The organism is Roseibacterium elongatum DSM 19469, from assembly GCF_000590925.1.
Lineage (GTDB): Bacteria > Pseudomonadota > Alphaproteobacteria > Rhodobacterales > Rhodobacteraceae > Roseibacterium > Roseibacterium elongatum.
In genome coordinates, this window is the sequence record NZ_CP004372.1 from 2,952,064 (window position 1) to 2,969,024 (window position 16,961).

Annotated in this window: 14 protein-coding genes and 1 pseudogene; 6 read left to right on the forward strand and 9 right to left on the reverse strand. The window is 67.3% G+C overall.

The window, feature by feature from the left end; all coding sequences use genetic code 11:
* Nucleotides 1-350 precede the first annotated feature (350 nt).
* On the forward strand, nt 351-1,136 hold the full coding sequence (locus ROSELON_RS17890) for a BadF/BadG/BcrA/BcrD ATPase family protein (protein ID WP_245605460.1): 786 nt from the start codon (nt 351-353) through the stop codon (nt 1,134-1,136).
* Nucleotides 1,133-2,230, forward strand: coding sequence for an N-acetylglucosamine-6-phosphate deacetylase (locus ROSELON_RS14370; RefSeq protein WP_025313028.1), 1,098 nt, complete (start codon nt 1,133-1,135; stop codon nt 2,228-2,230). Before ROSELON_RS17890 ends, ROSELON_RS14370 begins: the two co-directional genes overlap by 4 nt.
* Here the strand turns inward: ROSELON_RS14370 and ROSELON_RS14375 are convergent.
* The gene (locus tag ROSELON_RS14375; protein ID WP_038650469.1) at nt 2,227-2,943 is read right to left on the reverse strand and encodes a VIT1/CCC1 transporter family protein; all 717 of its coding nucleotides are present in this window, start codon (nt 2,941-2,943) and stop codon (nt 2,227-2,229) included. The two genes, ROSELON_RS14370 and ROSELON_RS14375, sit on opposite strands and share 4 nt — an antisense overlap.
* A complete protein-coding gene (locus ROSELON_RS14380) occupies nt 2,943-4,355 on the reverse strand; it encodes an FAD-binding oxidoreductase (RefSeq protein ID WP_025313030.1) in 1,413 nt (470 codons plus the stop codon). The genes ROSELON_RS14375 and ROSELON_RS14380 overlap by 1 nt, the downstream gene beginning before the upstream one ends.
* Before the next feature lie 93 nt (nt 4,356-4,448).
* Here ROSELON_RS14380 and ROSELON_RS14385 point away from each other — a divergent pair, with 93 nt between their 5' ends.
* Complete coding sequence (locus ROSELON_RS14385) at nt 4,449-4,928, forward strand: hypothetical protein (protein WP_025313031.1); 480 nt, start codon at nt 4,449-4,451, stop codon at nt 4,926-4,928.
* Between the two features lie 6 nt (nt 4,929-4,934).
* Here the strand turns inward: ROSELON_RS14385 and ispG are convergent.
* The 3 genes and pseudogenes from ispG to hemA all read right to left on the reverse strand — a co-directional run bounded on the left by ispG (nt 4,935) and on the right by hemA (nt 8,837).
* A pseudogene (gene ispG, locus ROSELON_RS14390) lies at nt 4,935-6,066 on the reverse strand (flavodoxin-dependent (E)-4-hydroxy-3-methylbut-2-enyl-diphosphate synthase).
* A 146-nt stretch (nt 6,067-6,212) separates the two neighbouring features.
* Complete coding sequence (locus ROSELON_RS14395) at nt 6,213-7,457, reverse strand: helix-turn-helix domain-containing protein (protein WP_025313032.1); 1,245 nt, start codon at nt 7,455-7,457, stop codon at nt 6,213-6,215.
* A 156-nt stretch (nt 7,458-7,613) separates the two neighbouring features.
* Nucleotides 7,614-8,837: a 5-aminolevulinate synthase gene (gene hemA / locus ROSELON_RS14400; RefSeq protein WP_025313033.1), complete on the reverse strand. Its 1,224-nt coding sequence runs from the start codon at nt 8,835-8,837 to the stop codon at nt 7,614-7,616.
* A 343-nt stretch (nt 8,838-9,180) separates the two neighbouring features.
* On the opposite strand from hemA, the gene ROSELON_RS14405 reads away from it, so the two are divergent.
* Nucleotides 9,181-10,557 (forward strand): M20/M25/M40 family metallo-hydrolase, encoded by a 1,377-nt coding sequence (locus tag ROSELON_RS14405; protein ID WP_025313034.1) that lies wholly within the window; start codon nt 9,181-9,183, stop codon nt 10,555-10,557.
* A 141-nt stretch (nt 10,558-10,698) separates the two neighbouring features.
* Here the strand turns inward: ROSELON_RS14405 and ROSELON_RS14410 are convergent, their stop codons facing one another.
* Genes ROSELON_RS14410 through ROSELON_RS14420 form a run of 3 tightly spaced genes read right to left on the reverse strand, consistent with a single transcriptional unit; the run spans nt 10,699 to nt 13,696 of the window.
* Nucleotides 10,699-12,075 carry an MATE family efflux transporter gene (locus ROSELON_RS14410; protein WP_025313035.1) on the reverse strand — a complete coding sequence of 459 codons (1,377 nt, stop codon included), beginning with the start codon at nt 12,073-12,075 and terminating at the stop codon, nt 10,699-10,701.
* A 38-nt stretch (nt 12,076-12,113) separates the two neighbouring features.
* Nucleotides 12,114-13,022: a nickel/cobalt transporter gene (locus ROSELON_RS14415; protein ID WP_025313036.1), complete on the reverse strand. Its 909-nt coding sequence runs from the start codon at nt 13,020-13,022 to the stop codon at nt 12,114-12,116.
* Entirely contained in the window at nt 13,010-13,696 is a 687-nt protein-coding gene (locus ROSELON_RS14420; protein WP_025313037.1) for a DUF1007 family protein, read from the reverse strand. Before ROSELON_RS14420 ends, ROSELON_RS14415 begins: the two co-directional genes overlap by 13 nt.
* A gap of 236 nt (nt 13,697-13,932) precedes the next feature.
* Here ROSELON_RS14420 and ROSELON_RS18470 point away from each other — a divergent pair, with 236 nt between their 5' ends.
* Nucleotides 13,933-14,412: a Flp family type IVb pilin gene (locus ROSELON_RS18470; protein ID WP_198020764.1), complete on the forward strand. Its 480-nt coding sequence runs from the start codon at nt 13,933-13,935 to the stop codon at nt 14,410-14,412.
* 109 nt (nt 14,413-14,521) lie between these two features.
* On the opposite strand, the gene ppk2 is transcribed toward ROSELON_RS18470, so the two are convergent.
* Nucleotides 14,522-15,526: a polyphosphate kinase 2 gene (ppk2, locus tag ROSELON_RS14430; protein ID WP_025313039.1), complete on the reverse strand. Its 1,005-nt coding sequence runs from the start codon at nt 15,524-15,526 to the stop codon at nt 14,522-14,524.
* A gap of 191 nt (nt 15,527-15,717) precedes the next feature.
* On the opposite strand from ppk2, the gene ROSELON_RS14435 reads away from it, so the two are divergent.
* Nucleotides 15,718-16,887, forward strand: coding sequence for a hypothetical protein (locus tag ROSELON_RS14435; RefSeq protein ID WP_025313040.1), 1,170 nt, complete (start codon nt 15,718-15,720; stop codon nt 16,885-16,887).
* Nucleotides 16,888-16,961: the final 74 nt, after the last annotated feature.

Below are 16,961 nucleotides of genomic sequence, written 5' to 3' on the forward strand. Positions count from 1 at the left end.
AAGGCCGCGAGGGCGCGACCATGCGCGTTCGGGGGCTGTCCACCGGGCTATGCAGCGGCGCCATGGCGCGCTGGCAACGGCCATATCTGCGGTTTTCATTGCTCTTTCAAAAGTTTGGCAGGCGGCGCTCAGGTTGCGGGCCCGACGGGACGTCCAGACTTGTCCACAGCGTGTGCCTGCGGCCCCGCCCGGCCGCAAAAAGGACCGCGCGGCACCGGTCATTGACGCCCGCCGACAATCGCGGTCTAGATCGCCCCGATCATCACCGGACGGGGACAGCCGAATGGCGCGGCGCATCGACATCGGCATCGACGGAGGTGGCACCGGCTGCCGGGTGGCGCTGTCGGTCGATGGGGCCGAGCCTGTCGAGGCCCGTGGCGGCCCGGCCAACATCGTCACCGACCCGGACGTGGCCGAAAGCCTCGATCCGCGCCGCCCTGCGCGAGGCCGTGTCAGCGGCCGGGCTGCAGATGGCCGATCTGACGGACCTGCCGGGCGCGCGGGTTTGCGCGGGCCTTGCGGGCGCGCGGTTGCCCGGCATGGCCGATGCGTTCGCCAACCGGCTGCCCTTTCCGGCCCAGGTGGTCGATGACAGCGTCACAGCCCTGGCCGGGGCGCTGGGGGGCGCGGACGGTACGCTGGCCAGTTTGGGCACCGGATCGTTCTTCATTCGCAAAGCCGCGGGATCGATCCGCCACGTTGGGGGCTGGGGGGCCCAGCTGGGCGATGAGGGCTCGGCCGCCTGGATGGGGCGGCGGGCCCTGTCGCTCAGCCTGCGGGTAGCCGATGGCCGACTGCCGGACGACCCTTTGGCACAGGCCCTGATCGCGGCGACGCCGCCGCATCCCGTGCTGTTTGCGCGCGCGGCCAGCCCCGGCGATTTCGCGCAACTGGCGCGTCTGGTGCTGCGGCACGCGGACACCCCGATGGCCAAACGCCTGATCGCCGACACCTGCACCGCGTTGAGCGACGGGGTGCGCGACGTGGGCCATCGCCCCGGCGAGGCGTTGGTGCTGACTGGCGGTCTTGGGGATCTGCTGCGCCCCCATCTGCCGACGGAACTGCGCGCGGCCTGCCGCCCCCCGTTGGGCCGCCCGCTGGACGGTGCACTGTCCTTGGCGCGGGGCCTGCCATGATCTGCTCGGGCATCGACCTGCTGGATGGCGCGGGCTGGCGGCGCGGCATGGAGATCGAGATCGCCGGCGGGCGTATCCGGTCCATCCGCAAGGGCACATCGCAAACGGACGCCCCGGTGATCTGCCCCGCGCCGCTGGATCTGCAGGTCAATGGCGGGGCCGGGCGCATGCTGGGCGATTGCGAGGCCCCCGGCGACGTGCTGGAGATCCTGGCCGGCCATCGCCGCCTGGGGACCGCCGCCATCCTGCCGACCCTGATCTCGGACGACCGCCGCCGAACGGCGCGGGTCATCTCGCTGACGTCGGCGGCGAAATCGGCCGATCCCGGCATCCTGGGCCTGCATCTGGAGGGGCCGCACCTTGCCCTTCCCGGCGCGCATGATCCCGCGATGCTGCGCGATCTGACCGATGCCGATATCGACACCTATCTGGCCGCCAAACGGCGCCTCGGGGTGCTGATGATCACGCTGGCCCCGGAACGGGCCAGCCCGCAACAGATCGCGCGGCTGACCGGGGCGGGCATCATCGTGGCGCTTGGCCATTCCGACTGCGATTTCGACACGGCCTGTGCCGCCCTGGCGGCCGGGGCGCGGATGGTGACCCATCTGTTCAACGCCATGTCCGGCCTGCATCATCGTGCGCCCGGCCTTGTGGGCGCGGCGCTCGACCGGGCCGAGTGGTTCGGGCTGATCGCCGATGGCCATCATGTGCATGACGCCGCGCTGCGTGTCGCCCTGCAGGCCCGGTTCGAGGCGGCGATCCCGGTCTCGGACGCCATGGCCGTCGCCGGCACCCACCGGCGCAGCTTCGTACTGAACGGCCGCGAGATCCGGCGCGCGAAAGGCAAACTGACCCTGGCCGACGGCACGCTGGCCGGCGCGGATCTCAGCCTCGTGCAGGGCCTTTGCCATATCGCCACATGCACCAAACGCCCCCTGACCGAGGTGATGCCGATGGGCTTCGACCGCCCGCATCGCCTGCTTTTCGGCACCCCCAACCGCCTGTCCGAGGGGGACGCGGCGCGCCTGCTGCGCCTGGACGGCGATACGCTGTCATGCCTCGACGGACAGGAGTGGCGGCCCCTGCCCGTCTAGAGGGCCTGGCCCACCAATGCGCCGATGGCCCCGGTCACCAGCATGGCCGCCACCCCCCAGATCACCACGCGCAGCGCCGCACGGCCGCGCGGTGCGCCGCCGGCCTGTGCGCCGAGCGCCCCGAGCAACGCCAGGGCCAGCAAGGTCGCCGTGGCCACGCCCAGCTTGACCGTTTCGATCGGCATCAGCATGGCCACGACCAGGGGCACCGCCGCACCGGCGGCAAAGGTCGCGGCCGACACCACGGCGGCCTGCACCGGCTGTGGCGGCGACAGATCGGTCAATCCGATCTCGTCGCGCAGATGCGCACCGAGCGCGTCCTTCTCCGTCAGCTCCCGCGCAACCTGTTCGGCCAGATCGGCGGACAGGCCGCGATGCTGGTAGATGGCGATCAACTCGTCCAACTCGCCCTGCGGGTTGCGCTCGAGTTCCTTGCGCTCGCGGGCCACATCGGCGCGTTCGACATCGGCCTGGCTGGAGACCGAGACATATTCGCCCGCCGCCATCGACAGGGCGCCCGCCGTCATGCCCGCGACCCCGGCCAACAGGATCGTCACCTTGTCGGCCGATCCCGCCGCCACCCCCACCAGCAAGGACGCTGTGGACAGGATGCCGTCATTGGCCCCCATGACCGCCGCGCGCAGCCACCCCGCGCGCCCCGACAGGTGCGGCTCGTCATGGGCCGAGGGGATGCCGTGTCCGTCCGGGCGCATCAGTCGGGCAACCGCATCTTGCCGGGGTTGAGGATGTTCAGCGGATCGACCGCCCGTTTGATCGCGCCCATCATCGCGATGGCGCCGGGCCCCAGTTCCGCCTCGAGATAGGCGGCCTTGCCCTGCCCGATCCCGTGTTCGCCTGTGCAGGTCCCGTCCATGGAAATCGCCAGATCGTTCAGCCAGCCGATATAGGCCTCGGCCGCCGCGATCTCGGTCGGTTCGTCCACGTCGATCAGCAGCAGAACGTGGAAATTGCCATCGCCCACATGGCCCACGACCGGCGCGACAAAGCCCATCTCGGCGGCCTTCTCCTGGGCGGCGGCGACGCAATCGGCCAGCCGGCTGACCGGCACGCAGACATCGGTGGAAATCCCCTTGGCCCCCGGCCGCAGCCCGAGCGAGGCCCAATAGGCGTCATGCCGGGCCTGCCACAGGCGGTTGCGCTCTTCCTCGCGGGTGGTGAAGGCAAAGCCCGTTCCCCCGGCCTCGCCCGCGATTTCGCCGAAAACCTCCGCCTGCTCGGCCACGCCGCCCTCGGTCCCGTGGAATTCCAGCAGCAACAGCGGCGTTTCCGGCAGGCTGAGCTTGGAATAGGCGTTCACCCCCTTGACCGTCAGCGCATCCAGCAACTCGATCCGGGCGACGGGCAGGCCGTATTGGATGGTGGCGATCACCGCGTCGCAGGCGGCCTTGACGCTGGGAAAGGAGCAGGTCGCAGCCGAGACCGCCTCGGGGATGCCCTGCAGACGCAGGGTCATCTCGGTGATGATCCCAAGCGTGCCCTCGGAGCCCACGATCAACCGTGTCAGGTCATAGCCCGCACTGGTCTTGCGCGCCCGCGCGGCGGTCTTGACCACCTCGCCCGAGGGCAGAACGGCCCTCAGCGCCAGCACATTATCCTTCATCGTGCCATAGCGCACCGCGTTGGTGCCGCTGGCACTGGTCGCCGCCATCCCGCCAAGCGAGGCATCTGCGCCGGGATCGACCGGAAAGAACAGGCCCGTGTCCCGCAAATGCGTGTTCAGCGCCTTGCGTGTCACACCGGGTTGCAGGACCACGTCCATATCTTCGGGATGCACCGCGAGGATGCGATCCATCCGCGACATGTCCAGGCAGATGCCGCCCGCCGGCGCGTTCACATGCCCTTCCAGCGAGGTGCCCGTGCCGAATGGAATGATCGGCACGCGATAGGCGGCGCAGGTCCGGACGATCTCCTGCACGTCTTCGGTCGAGGTCGGAAAGATTACCGCATCAGGGGGCTGGTTGCGCAGCCAGGTGGTGGTGTGGCCATGCTGTTCGCGCAGGGCCTGACCGGTTTCCACCCGTGCCGCGCCCAGGTTCTGCCGCAAGACGTCCAACGCCGTTGCGATCCCATCCTCGTTTCTGGGCAGATCCGCCAGCAGCGCCATTGGTTTTCCCTTTCCCGCGACCTGATCCATGGCATCTTAGGCGGGCGCGCGTCGTTCGGCCAGTGCGCGGCGCGACTGGGAAAGGCATCGCAGATGACGCAGATCGTCACGCGACACACAAGGTTGAACGCCCCGCCCGACGCGGTGCTGGCCGCAGTCACGTCGCCGCGCGTGCTGTGTCATATCGCGGCGCCTCTGATCCGGTTCGCGCCGGTGGACCCGCCCGACTGGCCGGCAAGGTTTGCCCCAGGCCCACATGTCGTTGCGATGTACGGGATCGGTTGGGTGCCGCTGGGGCGGCAGGTGATCGACATATCCTACCCCGAGGCCACGCCCGAGAAGGACGCCCTTGTCGCGCGCGACAACGGCCATTCCGCCATGATCCGGCGATGGGACCACTGGATCATCATCCGACCTGACGGGGCCGGCGGCAGCCACTATACCGATCGCGTCGAGATCGAGGCCGGCTGGCGCACGGGGGCCGTGGCGCTGTTTGCGCGGCTGTTCTTTGCCCACCGCCAGAGTCGCTTGCGCGCCCTTCTGCACAATGGGCCGCGGGCCGCCCGCCCCTGAGCGCGGCTACTCGGCGGCCTGTGCCTCGGCGGCGCGGGCGGCCTCCAGTTCCTCGGCCTTTTTCTCGACCTGTTCGACGATATGGTCGATCATCTGGTCGTTGGACATCTTGTGGCTCTGCTTGCCGGCCAGATAGACCATGCCCGACCCGGCCCCGCCGCCGGTAAAGCCCACATCGGTCATCAGCGCCTCGCCGGGCCCGTTCACCACACAGCCGATGATCGACAGGCTCATGGGCGTCTTGATGTGGTCAAGCCGCTTTTCCAGTGTCTCGACCGTCTTGATGACGTCGAACCCCTGACGCGCGCAGGACGGGCACGAGATGATGTTTACGCCGCGGTGACGCAGACCAAGCGATTTCAGGATCTCGAAGCCGATCTTGACCTCTTCCTCGGGGTCGGCCGACAGGCTGACGCGCATCGTGTCGCCGATGCCCATCCACAAGAGGTTGCCCAGCCCGATGGCCGATTTCACCGTGCCGCCGACAAAGCCGCCCGCCTCGGTGATGCCCATGTGAAAGGGCGCATCCGTCTGCTCGCTGAGCTGTTGATAGGCGGCGGCAGTCATGAAGATATCGGACGCTTTCATGGAAATCTTGAAGTCCAGGAAATCGTTGTCTTCAAGGATCTTGATATGATCCAGGCCCGACTCGACCATCGCGTCGGGGCATGGCTCGCCGTATTTTTCCAGCAGGTGCTTTTCCAGACTGCCGGCATTCACGCCGATCCGGATGGAACAGCCATGATCGCGCGCGGCCTTGATGACCTCTTTCACGCGGGCCGCGTCCCCGATATTGCCGGGATTGATCCGCAGGCATCCGGCCCCGGCCTCGGCGGCCTCGATCGCGCGCTTGTAGTGAAAGTGGATGTCGGCCACCAGCGGCACCGGGCTTTCGCGTACGATCTCTTTCATCGCCTTGCCGCTGTCGGCATCGGGCACCGAAACGCGGACGATGTCGGCCCCGGCCTCGGCGCAGCGCTGGATCTGCGCGATGGTGGCCTTCACATCCGTGGTCAGCGTGTTGGTCATGGTCTGCACGCTGATCGGGGCACCCCCCCACGGGCACATTGCCCACATGGATCTTGCGGCTCTTGCGGCGTTCGATATCGCGCCACGGACGGATGGAGTTGTGCGACATGGCTGGGCCTTTGCAATGACTGCGTTGCGTCGGAGAATAATCCTGTCAGGCCGGGGCGACAACGCCCCGAACACGGCAAAAGCCCGCCTGCGTCGGTATGATCCGGTCCGTGACGGCCCGCGCCACCGACCGAACCCCTGCGCGCCTCACTGCCCGCCCAGCACCAGTTCGGCAACCTCGGGCAGATCGGGGTCGGCGCTTGCATCGGCCATGGCGAAATTGGCGCTGATCGCATCGGCCGTCAGTTCGACATCCCGCACGATCGACGCCCCGATCCCGGCCGGCCCCAGCGTGACCCCGTTCACCGCGAAATAGAGCGAGCCCGAGTTGCCCGAGCGCAGCAAGGGCGCCCCCTCGGAGTCGGGGACGATATAGCTGTCGCCCGCGTTCAGCGTGCCCTCGAACAGCGTGGTGCCCGAGGGCGAGGTCACCCGCACCCATGTCGGTCGCACGGCAAAAAGCAGAACCTCGTCGCTGCCGGCTTCGGTCACGCGAACGGGGGCGGCGTCGGCCTCGGGGGTGACCTCGGCGACGGTGACATCGCCCTCGTCGAGGGTGGGGTTGGCGCGCAGGCCGGTCAGGGTTCCGACCTCGTCGGGATCCAGGGTGGCCAGGGCCTCGTTGCGGGGCGTCACCACCGGCGCCTCGAGCGGCGTCGGGCGATAGAGCCGACCCATTGTTTCGGCACCCGGCACGGCGATATCGAACCCCTGTTCGACATCGAACGCCCCTTCGGTCGCGCCGGCCAGTGGATCGAGTTGCGCCAGGGGCGCGGGGGCGTCGTCCACCGGGGCGATCTGCAATCTCTGGATGTCGTGCAGGATCGCCCAGGCCCCGTAACCGATCCCCAGCGCCAGAACCACCAGCACAGCCATCGAGCCGAGCGCGCCCGGTTCGATCCGCGAAAAGACCGGGTCGCGCTCCTGCGCGAACCCGATCGGGGCGCGGGCCATCACGTCATTGGGATCGACCCGCCGCGGCACGTCGAGGGCACTGCGCCGCGATTCGGACGCCTGCCGTGACGACAGCCCATGCACCCCGCGAAAGCCCGTTTCCTCGCAGAAGCGCTGGAACGTCCATTCCGGGTCCATCTGAAGATAGCGCGCATAGGACCGCACGTAGCCCGCGATGAACCCCGGCGACTGAAACGCCGCCACGTCGCCGTTTTCGATCGCCGCGATGTAGGTGGCGCGAATGCGAAGCTCGCGCTCGACATCGAGCAGGGATTTGCCAAGGGTCGCGCGCTCGCCCCGCATCAGATCGCCAAGCGCGACATCGCTCAGATCGTAGTTTTCGAAATCGGGGGCGCTGATCACGGACTCGTCCATCCCGTCGGGGCCATCAATCCCGCCGGCGTCGTCGTCCCAATACTGACCATCGTTCTGGCCCATGCGGCCTGCCCCACTCACGCCTTGGTCGCACCAGATATCGCGGTGCGCCGTGCAGCTTTGCGCAGATGTTACCCCAGCGCGCGGCGATTCCCTAGCCCCGCCGCGCTTGATCCGGGTTTAGCATGGAGTTGGCGGGCGTTGCACCCGCAGAAAGGGTCAACCCGCCAGTTCGGCGCGATTCAGCGCACAGTGGCTCCAGAGCGAATCCATCGCATGCACCAGCCCATCCAGCATCTTCGGGTCATGGACCGGAGAGGGCGTGAAGCGCAGACGCTCGGTGCCGCGCGGCACGGTCGGGAAATTGATGGGTTGCACATACACACCGAAATCGCTCAGCAGCATGTCCGAGATCTTCTTGGTGTGTACCGGGTCCCCCACGATCACCGGCACGATATGGCTGCCGTGATCGATGATGGGCAGCCCCAGCCCCTTGAGCCGCAGCTTGAGCACCTTGGCCCGCTCCTGATGCAGGTCGCGCAGCGCCTGGTCGGTTTTCAGGTGCCGCACCGAGGCCGCCGCCCCGGCCGCCACGACCGGCGGAATCGACGTGGTGAAGATGAACCCGGGCGCGTAGGAGCGCACGGCGTCGCACATGCGCGCCGAGGCCGCGATATAGCCGCCCATGACGCCGAACGCCTTGCCCAGGGTGCCGTTGATGATGTCGACGCGATGCGCGATGCCCAGCTTCTCGCTGACCCCGCCGCCGCGTGGGCCATACATGCCCACCGCATGCACCTCGTCGAGATAGGTCAACGCACCGAATTCCTCGGCCAAGTCTACCAGCGCCTCGATCGGGCCGAAATCGCCGTCCATCGAATAGACCGACTCGAAGGCGATCAGCTTGGGCGCGTCGGGGTCGTCGGCCTCGAGCAGCTCGCGCAGATGCGCCACGTCGTTGTGGCGGAACACGCGCTTGGCTCCGCCATTGCGGCGGATCCCCTCGATCATCGAGGCGTGGTTCAACTCGTCGGAATAGATGATCAGCCCGGGAAACAGGCGCGGCAGTGTCGACAGCGTCGCGTCATTGGCGATATAGGCCGAGGTAAAGACCAATGCGGCCTCCTTGCCATGCAGATCGGCCAGTTCTTCCTCAAGCGCCTTGTGATAGACCGTGGTGCCCGAGATGTTGCGCGTGCCGCCAGACCCCGCGCCCGTCGCCTCCAACGCATCATGCATCGCCTGCAGCACGACCGGGTGCTGCCCCATGCCGAGATAGTCGTTGCCGCACCAGACGGTGATCTCCTGCTCGGTGCCGTCCGGTTTCGTCCAGACGGCATGGGGGAACTGGCCTTTCCGGCGCTCGATATCGATGAAGGTGCGATAGCGCCCTTCCTCGTGCAGGCGGTCGATGGCTTCGGCAAGCGCGCGGTCGTAATTCACTGGCGGTCTCCCTTCCGGCTGGGCCGCACAGGTCGTGCGCGCGGACCCTTTCAAGACGCTGGCTTCGTCTGGTCGGACATCTCTGCCCTCATCGCGATCTCACTTAGGACGCCAGACCCAGCCAGGCCAAGTTACAAATCGACGCGCTTGGAACCTTGACCTGTGTCAACCTTTGCGTGTGGTCGTCCCGATCGCGCCGCGACGTAGCGTCATCCCTCGCCCGGCGTGCGATGGGCGCATGCGCTATCGGCTGGACAGTGGCGCGCGGCGGCGTAGTGTCGGGCGCGCGTCGCCGGGTGCGCACCGTGCCCTTGCCCGGCTCAACCTGCAAGAAGAGGTCCCCATGTCGCTCGACGCTGTCCTTTCCCGCATCGATACCGATCTCGACGCCGCCACCGGGCGGTTGTTCGACCTGTTGCGTATTCCCTCGGTCTCGACGGACCCGGCCTATTCAGATGACGTGGCCCGCGCCGCCAACTGGCTGGCCCAGGCGCTGGCCGAGCTGGGATTCGACGCCTCGGTCCGCGCGACCGACGGGCATCCGATGGTCGTGGCCCATGGCGGGCCGGCCGACGGGCGTCACATCCTCTTTTACGGCCATTACGACGTGCAGCCGGTCGACCCCCTTGCCCTGTGGACCCGCGACCCGTTCGATCCCGCCATCGAGCAGACCGACAGCGGCAAGGTGATCCGCGCCCGCGGCGCGGCCGACGACAAAGGCCAGTTGATGACCTTCATCGAGGCCTGCCGCGCCTGGAAGGCCGAGACCGGCACCCTGCCCGCCCGCGTCACCATCTTCCTCGAAGGCGAAGAGGAATCGGGCTCGCCCTCACTGGTGCCCTTCCTCAAGGCCAATGCCGAGGAACTGACCGCCGAAATCGCCCTGATCTGCGACACCGGCCTCTATGCCGAGGGGGTGCCGGGCATCGTCACGCAACTGCGCGGCCTGCTGGGCGAGGAAATTACCGTCACCGGCCCCGAAAAGGACCTGCATTCGGGCCTGTTCGGCGGCATCGCGATGAACCCGATCCGCGTGCTCAGCCGCGTTCTGGCCAATCTGCACGACGCGCATGGACATGTGCGGGTGCCGGGTTTCTACGACGGCGTGGCCGAGCCGTCTCCGACGCTGAAAAAGCAGTGGCGCGACCTCGGCTTCGACGCCGAGCGCTTCCTCGGCGCGGTCGGCCTGACACATCCGGCCGGCGAGGACGATCGCACCCCGCTGGAAATGATCTGGTCGCGCCCGACGGCCGAGGTGAACGGCATCTGGGGCGGATATACCGGGGCCGGCTTCAAGACGGTGCTGCCCTCGCAGGCGCATGCCAAGGTCAGCTTCCGCCTCGTGGCCGGGCAGGACCCGCATGTTCTGCGCGAAAGCTTCCGCGACTGGGTGATCCAGCAGATGCCGCTGGACTGTCATGTGGAGTTCGCATCGCATGGCGCCTCGCCCGCGTCGCGCATGGATATCTCGCATCCCGCCTTCGAGATGGCGCGCCAGGCCCTCAGCGCCGAATGGCCGGGCGAAGCGGCCTTTATCGGCGGCGGCGGGTCGATCCCGGTGGCCGGGTATTTCAAGACCGTGCTGGGCATGGATTCGCTGCTTGCCGGATTCGGCCGTGACAATGATCAGATCCACTCGCCGAACGAGAAATACGATCTCAACAGCTTTCACCGCGGCATGCGCAGCTGGGCGCGCATCCTGGACGGGTTTGCCGCCTGATCCCATCTTTATCCCGAAAACATGCTCGGGGAGAGCGCGAGAGGGGCAGACAGCCCCTCTCGCCCCGGTCGCCCGGCGCGCAGCGCAGGGCGAAAAACCTCGAACGCGGGTCGCGCGGCGCGTAGCGCCGGGCGACATCCCTCAGACCCGCGGCGCAGGCGTGATCGGCGCGCCCGCGCTGCCGCGTCCGGCCCCCCGCCAGAAGCGCGCCATCATCAACGCGCCCGCCACGATCAGACCCACCGTCAGGCCCAGCCAGATCCCGACACCGCCCAGGCCGGCCGGAAACCCCAGCGCCCAGGCACAGGGGATACCGATCCCCCAGTAGCTGATGACGGCGTAGATCATCGGCACGCGGGTATCCTGAACCCCGCGCAACAGCCCCAGTGCCATGACCTGCGCCGCATCGGCCAACTGAAAGAAGGCCGCGACCACCAGCAGCTGCGCACCCAGCGCCACGATCGCCGGCCGAAGGGGGTCGCCGGGATCGACGAACAGGCCCACCAGCGCCTCGGGCAAGGTGACGAAGCCCAGGACGGTGGCCGCGACCGTCACCGCCGACAGCAACAGCGCTGCCCAGGCCGCAAGCCGCAGCCCCTCGGTGTCGCCGCGCCCGTGGGCGCGGCCCGCCCGCACCGTCGCGGCCGAACTCAGCCCGATATGCACCATGAACACGACCGAGGTGATCTGAAGCGCAATGCCATGGGCGGCCAGATGCTCGGTATCGATCCAGCCCATCATCACCATCGTGGCGATGAACAGGCCCGACTCGCTGAGCAGCGTCAGGGCAATGGGCCATCCCAGCTTGAAAACGGACAGGAACGCCTCCCAGTCGGGGCGCCAGAAGCGCGCGAAAAGCGTGTACTCGGCCAGGCCCCGCGCCCGCGCTGCATAGACCGCCAGCACCAGCAAAATCAGCAGATGCGTCCCCAGCGAGGCGATGGCCGCCCCCCGCACGCCCAGTTCGGGCGCCCCGAGATTGCCGAAGATCAGCACCCAGTTCATGGCGATGTTCAGCACGACACCCGCAAGCCAGGCCCATAGCACGACGCGCGGACGCTCGAGCGCCGACAGGTGGCTGCGCAGCACCGTGATCAGGACGGCCGGGCCGATCGCCAAACCGGCGATCCGCAGGTAATCCTGAGCCATCCGGGACAGGTCCGGCTCCTGCCCCAGGCCCAACAGAATGGGTCCCGAGAACCAGAAGACCGGCAGCGCGAGGATCGAAAACAGGATCGCGATCCACAATCCCATGCGCGTGACCCGCCGCACCTGTCGGGCATCCTCGTTCGAGGCGGCCGAGGCGACCATCGGCATCACCGCCAGGCCGAACCCCATGCCGAGGATCAGCAGCATGTGAAAGAACGACGACCCCAAGGCCACGGCGGCCAGTTCCTCGACCCCGTACCACCCCATCATCACGGTGTCGGTCAAGCCGATGGCAACCTGCGCCAATTGCCCGCCGATCAACGGCAGGCCCAGCACCAGGGTGCGTTTGAGGTGGTCGGCGAAGGTCATCACCCGCCTTTAGGCGCGCGCCCGGCGCGGGGCAAGCCTCAGAGCGCGGCCAGCGCGATCGTTCCCGCAATCCAGGCGATCGACAGCCCCACCGCGATCTCGATGCCCGGTTGCACGGCGGCCAGGCGCGCCGCGCTGCCGCTCAGCCCGTCCACCACCCCGCGCCGCGCCCAGACGGCCGCCAGCGCCACCGCGACCGTCACCGAGGCCGTGCCGAGGGCCATCGCCAGCACCCCGGCGATTCCCAGCCCGAAAATCTCCATCCGCGCGGTCAGGATCAGAAGAAACAGCGCACCTGTGCAGGGCCGCAGGGCCACCGCGCCGATCAACGCGGCCATCTCGCGCGGCGAACTGGCGCGGGCCACCTGCGCGGGGTCCGGCGCATGGGCATGACCGCATGTGGTACAGACCGGGCCGTCGCAGTGATGGGGATGATCCGGCGCCTTTTGCGCGGCGCGCCGGCGCAAGCTGCGCAGCCCCCGCCAGGCCAGCCACAGGCCGATCAGCGCGATGGCGCCATAGCTCAGTGGATCGAACAGGCGGTCGGCCATGTCGGTCATTTGCTGCCGCCCCCAGCCCAGCAGCCACAGGCCCGTGCCCACCAGAGCGACGGCGCTTGCCCCTTGCGCAAGACTGGCCATCAGCGCCACCCCCGCCAGTCGCCCCGCCCCGACGCGCCGCGCCGCGCCGTACCCGCCGATCAGCAGCTTTCCATGCCCCGGGCCCGCCGCATGGAAAAAGCCGTAGCCGAAGCAGACCGCGATCAAGGCCGCAAAGGCCCCCGGCTCGCCCGCCCGCAGGGCGCGCAGGGCGCGCGCCATCGCCGTTTGCGCTGTCCTCTGCCCCTCGGTCGCCCAGGCGGCGATAACCCTGTCGCCGCCACTGAGATAGAGTGCCGCGATGACGATCAGACCCGCCAGAAGGGACAGGGCGATCACCCGTCGCATGCCACCACCAACCTGTCGGCGAACAAGGCGCCGACCGCTGGAAAATTGTCCTCGGCCGCGACGACGCCGCCGATCTCGGCCAGGGCGGTCTCAAGCTCGGCATAGGCGGCGTCCAGATCGGCGCGCAGCAACTCGACACTGCACGGGGCCGGGCCACCCGTGGGGGCCCGCACCTCGGTGGGAAGGATCGCCTCGAAGGCGATATAGAACGCCGGATCGTAGATGGCCGCCACAAGGGCCGCATCACCGCCGGGATCGCCCGTGACCTCGCGCCGGTGGACCGTTTCCAGCCGCCCCTCGGGCAGAAGGGTCAGCGCCTGAGGCCGGGGCGGACCGATCCGCAGCGCGACGTCGCCGCGCGACAGCTCAAGCCCCCCCTCGAAACCGCTGTTCCAGTTCAGGTCGAAGCCAAGCGTCTGAGCAATCTCGTCCTCGGTCAGGTCCCCGTCGAAATCGGGGTCGAGGTCGAGATCCTGCAACAGGATCAGGGTGTACAGTTCGTCGTAGCGCCAGGTCACCTCGACCTCGGCCACCCGTCCGGCAGCGTCGTGAAACAGGGTCAGCCCGGCATCGATGAAAACATGCGGATGCGCCGCCGCAGACCCGGCACCGCCGATGCCGATCAGGGCGCAAAGCGCAAGCGCACGCGGATGATGAAAGACAGCAAAAGCCATGCGCGCATTAGACCCAGACCGGTCGACCGCGCAAGTCGGACGCCATGGCACCCAGGCCGATTGCGCAAGCCAGCGCCGAGACTGCCGCCGCTACGGCGCACGAAACCTTAATTCTTTCTTAATCGGGGGATTGTTGCGACAAAGCACGGGGATTGTTGCGAAAACCTACCCAGATCCGCCACATTTCCGCCCCTATTGCGTGACAACCTTCCACAGCTAGGGGAGTTACCAAAGCCGTGCGAGACTCAATTTTCAGATATCTCCGCGCCGAAGACGGGGCGATTACGGTCGACTACACCGTCCTCAGCGCCGCCGTGGTCAGCATGACCATCGCCGCGACGGCCATTGTCACCGGTGGCATCAACAACCTGACCCAGCAGATTGACGCCGAGCTGCGCTCGCGTCAACTCAACGACAGCTATATCGCCTTCGACTCGTCGCATTTCGAACCGCTCTACGAAAGCGGCCTTTTGACCGAAGAGCAGGCCGCGGAACTCTTCGCCATCGCCAATGCCGCCATGAACCAGGACATCATCAATGCCCTGCAGGACGGCATCCAGAAGATCGAGGACGGAACGATCACACCGCACGAGGCCGCCGAGCTTTTCGCGCTGGCCTCGGTAGCCCATCAGCGCAACATCGTGCCGGATGCCGTGCTGGAATACTATTTCGGGATTGGTGGCGCCGCGGGTGTGCAAGAGGTCGAAACCGGCTAACCCCGCGCCTTAAGCGAAACGGCTGCGCCGCCCCCCTTGGAGACGGCGCTATTGACGTGAACGCGCCCGCGCGGTGGCGGGCGCGAGGTGGTGGGCGCCCTGGGGCCGCTCAGGGCCGGGCCTTGCGGGTATCGGGGTGCAGCGACGCGCCCAGAATGTGCTCGGCCTTGTGAATGACATGCCCCGCCTGCCCCACGATCAGCGGATCGGGCGCATGCGCGATGCGGAGATCCTTGTCCGGGTAGTCGAGACTGTCGAGGAAATGCAGCATGCAATTCAGGCGCGCGCGCTTCTTGTCGTCGGACTTGATGACGGTCCAGGGCGCATCGGCCGTGTCGGTGTAGAAAAACATCGCCTCCTTCGCCTCGGTGTAGTCGTCCCACTTGTTGAGCGAGGCCTTGTCGATTGGCGACAGTTTCCACCGCTTCAGCGGGTCCGTCTCGCGCGAGGCGAAGCGGCGGCGCTGTTCCTCTTGCGTGACCGAGAACCAGTATTTGTAAAGGCGGATGCCCGAGCGTACCAGCATACGCTCCAGATCGGGGGTCTGGCGCATGAATTCGAGGTATTCGTTCGGCTCGCAAAAGCCCATCACCCGCTCGACACCGGCGCGGTTGTACCAGGACCGGTCGTAGAACACCATTTCACCGGCCGTCGGCAGGTGCTGGATGTAGCGCTGGAAATACCATTGGCCGCGCTCTTCGTCGGTGGGCTTGTTCAACGCCACAACGCGCGCCTCGCGCGGGTTCAGGTGCTCGTTGAAGCGTTTGATCGTGCCGCCCTTGCCCGCCGCATCGCGCCCCTCGAACAGGATGACGATCTTCTGCCCCGTCTCGGCCACCCATTTCTGCACCTTCAGCAACTCGGCCTGCAGCTTGGCTTTCTGCGCCTCGTAGCTGCGGCGGCTGAGCTTGGTCTGATATGGATATTCACCGGTTTCGAAAGCCTGCCGGATCTCGGCCGGCGAGGGTCCCTGTGCCCCACGCCCCCGGGCGCGGACGGACGGGCCCTTGTCGGCGGTCGCACTGCTGGCCCCCTCGCCTGTCTTGGCCTGGGCGTCGGCAACGGCCGGGATCGGATCGGTCACGGTGTTCTGGTCGGCTGCGATTTCATTCACGGATACTGTCCCTTCGCTACAGGCTATGCGTTCTTTTTCTGTCTTGCGATCATCGCATACACGCGATGGTTGCGCCTTGAGACATGTCAATAAACCGTCACATTCGGCATCTTGACGGAAATCATGGTGACCACACGGCGCAATCCCTAGGGTGGCAAGCGATCCATGCCGCACACAAAGGGAGGTTTCGCATGGCCCGGTTTTCCCGTTTGACCCTCTGCGCCCTGCTTGGCGCCGACCTATCTGGCCTGCCTTTGCAGGCCGCCACCATCGAGACGACCGTGACGCCGGACATGGAGGAAATGGGCTGCACCCTGCGCCTGGCGGGTGAGCTTGCCCCCGGTGATCTCGAGGCCCTTTCCGCCGTTCTCTCGGATCCGCCGCCGATGGAAGCGAGTGACAAGCAACTCCCCTTTTCGCCAGCACTGTTCTACGGCTTTCCCTACGGCACGCATCGGTTGTGCTTGAACAGTTCCGGCGGCGATATCGACCTAGCCTTGCGGATTGCCGAGGCGCTGGACCGGTTTCAGGATGAATACGGGCGCCATGGCATCCCCACGGCCGTCGCCGCGGGGGATCGGTGCGACGGGGCCTGTGGCCTGATCTTCATGGCCGGCCGCTATTCCTGGCAAAGCTACAACGAAGGCTATTGGCGCGTGGACCGCGTGCTGCATCCGCAGGGCCACCTGTCACTGCCGGCGCTGAACCTTTGGCAAACGGACAATCCCAGGATGACGTTTGCCGGGTTGTCGCGCCTCATGGCCGAACGCGCCGTGTCGATCACGCCCGGACTGCTGGCCGACATGCTGGCCTACACGGCCGACGATGTCCTGCCCGTGGACACGGTCGGGGCGGCCAGCCAGTACGCGATCGAGGTGGCCCCGATCGCGATGGCGCCGGTGCTGACACGCGATCTCGACGCGCTGCGCGCCAATGGATGCGCCAACGCTGCGCTGATGTTGCAAGGCCGGTTTTCCCTGTCGCCGCCCGACGCGCCGGACTGGGAAACGCGGGCCCTGAGCTACGAAGACCCCGACCGGGTGCTCGATTTCGTGGGCTCGGTCGGCGGGTATCCCGGACTGGGCAGCGCCCTGTCCGAACCGAGGGAGTACAGTTGCGCGGCAGTGTCCAGCTTTCTGAGCGACGGCATGCACGAATACCTCGGCACCGACCCGGCCGTCCACGAGGATGCCTATCACCAGATGCGCGGCGACGGTTATGGCAGCCTGGGTTTTGTCGAGGGGCAAAGCGGGCTCGAGGCCTTCTCGCCCTTCGAGCCGGACTTCACCCCCGATATCGGCCCGGTCGAGATCGGGCCGCTGCAGCTTTTGGCGCCGCAGACGCCGCTTTCCGAGCTTTGAGACAGGCGGGGCGGCGCGGCTCTCTTTTCCCCGCCCCCCAAACCTGCCAATATGGGGTCGAGCCTACACAAGAT

Bases quoted from the DNA above. Each gene is read 5' to 3' on its own strand.
- ROSELON_RS17890 (WP_245605460.1), top strand. From the start codon at position 351: ATGGGGCCGAGCCTGTCGAGGCCCGTGGCGGCCCGGCCAACATCGTCA.
- ROSELON_RS14370 (WP_025313028.1), top strand. From the start codon at position 1,133: ATGATCTGCTCGGGCATCGACCTGCTGGATGGCGCGGGCTGGCGGCGC.
- ROSELON_RS14375 (WP_038650469.1), bottom strand. From the start codon at position 2,943: ATGCGCCCGGACGGACACGGCATCCCCTCGGCCCATGACGAGCCGCAC.
- ROSELON_RS14380 (WP_025313030.1), bottom strand. From the start codon at position 4,355: ATGGCGCTGCTGGCGGATCTGCCCAGAAACGAGGATGGGATCGCAACG.
- ROSELON_RS14385 (WP_025313031.1), top strand. From the start codon at position 4,449: ATGACGCAGATCGTCACGCGACACACAAGGTTGAACGCCCCGCCCGAC.
- ROSELON_RS14395 (WP_025313032.1), bottom strand. From the start codon at position 7,457: ATGGGCCAGAACGATGGTCAGTATTGGGACGACGACGCCGGCGGGATT.
- ROSELON_RS14405 (WP_025313034.1), top strand. From the start codon at position 9,181: ATGTCGCTCGACGCTGTCCTTTCCCGCATCGATACCGATCTCGACGCC.
- ROSELON_RS14410 (WP_025313035.1), bottom strand. From the start codon at position 12,075: ATGACCTTCGCCGACCACCTCAAACGCACCCTGGTGCTGGGCCTGCCG.
- ROSELON_RS14415 (WP_025313036.1), bottom strand. From the start codon at position 13,022: ATGCGACGGGTGATCGCCCTGTCCCTTCTGGCGGGTCTGATCGTCATC.
- ROSELON_RS14420 (WP_025313037.1), bottom strand. From the start codon at position 13,696: ATGGCTTTTGCTGTCTTTCATCATCCGCGTGCGCTTGCGCTTTGCGCC.
- ROSELON_RS14435 (WP_025313040.1), top strand. From the start codon at position 15,718: ATGGCCCGGTTTTCCCGTTTGACCCTCTGCGCCCTGCTTGGCGCCGAC.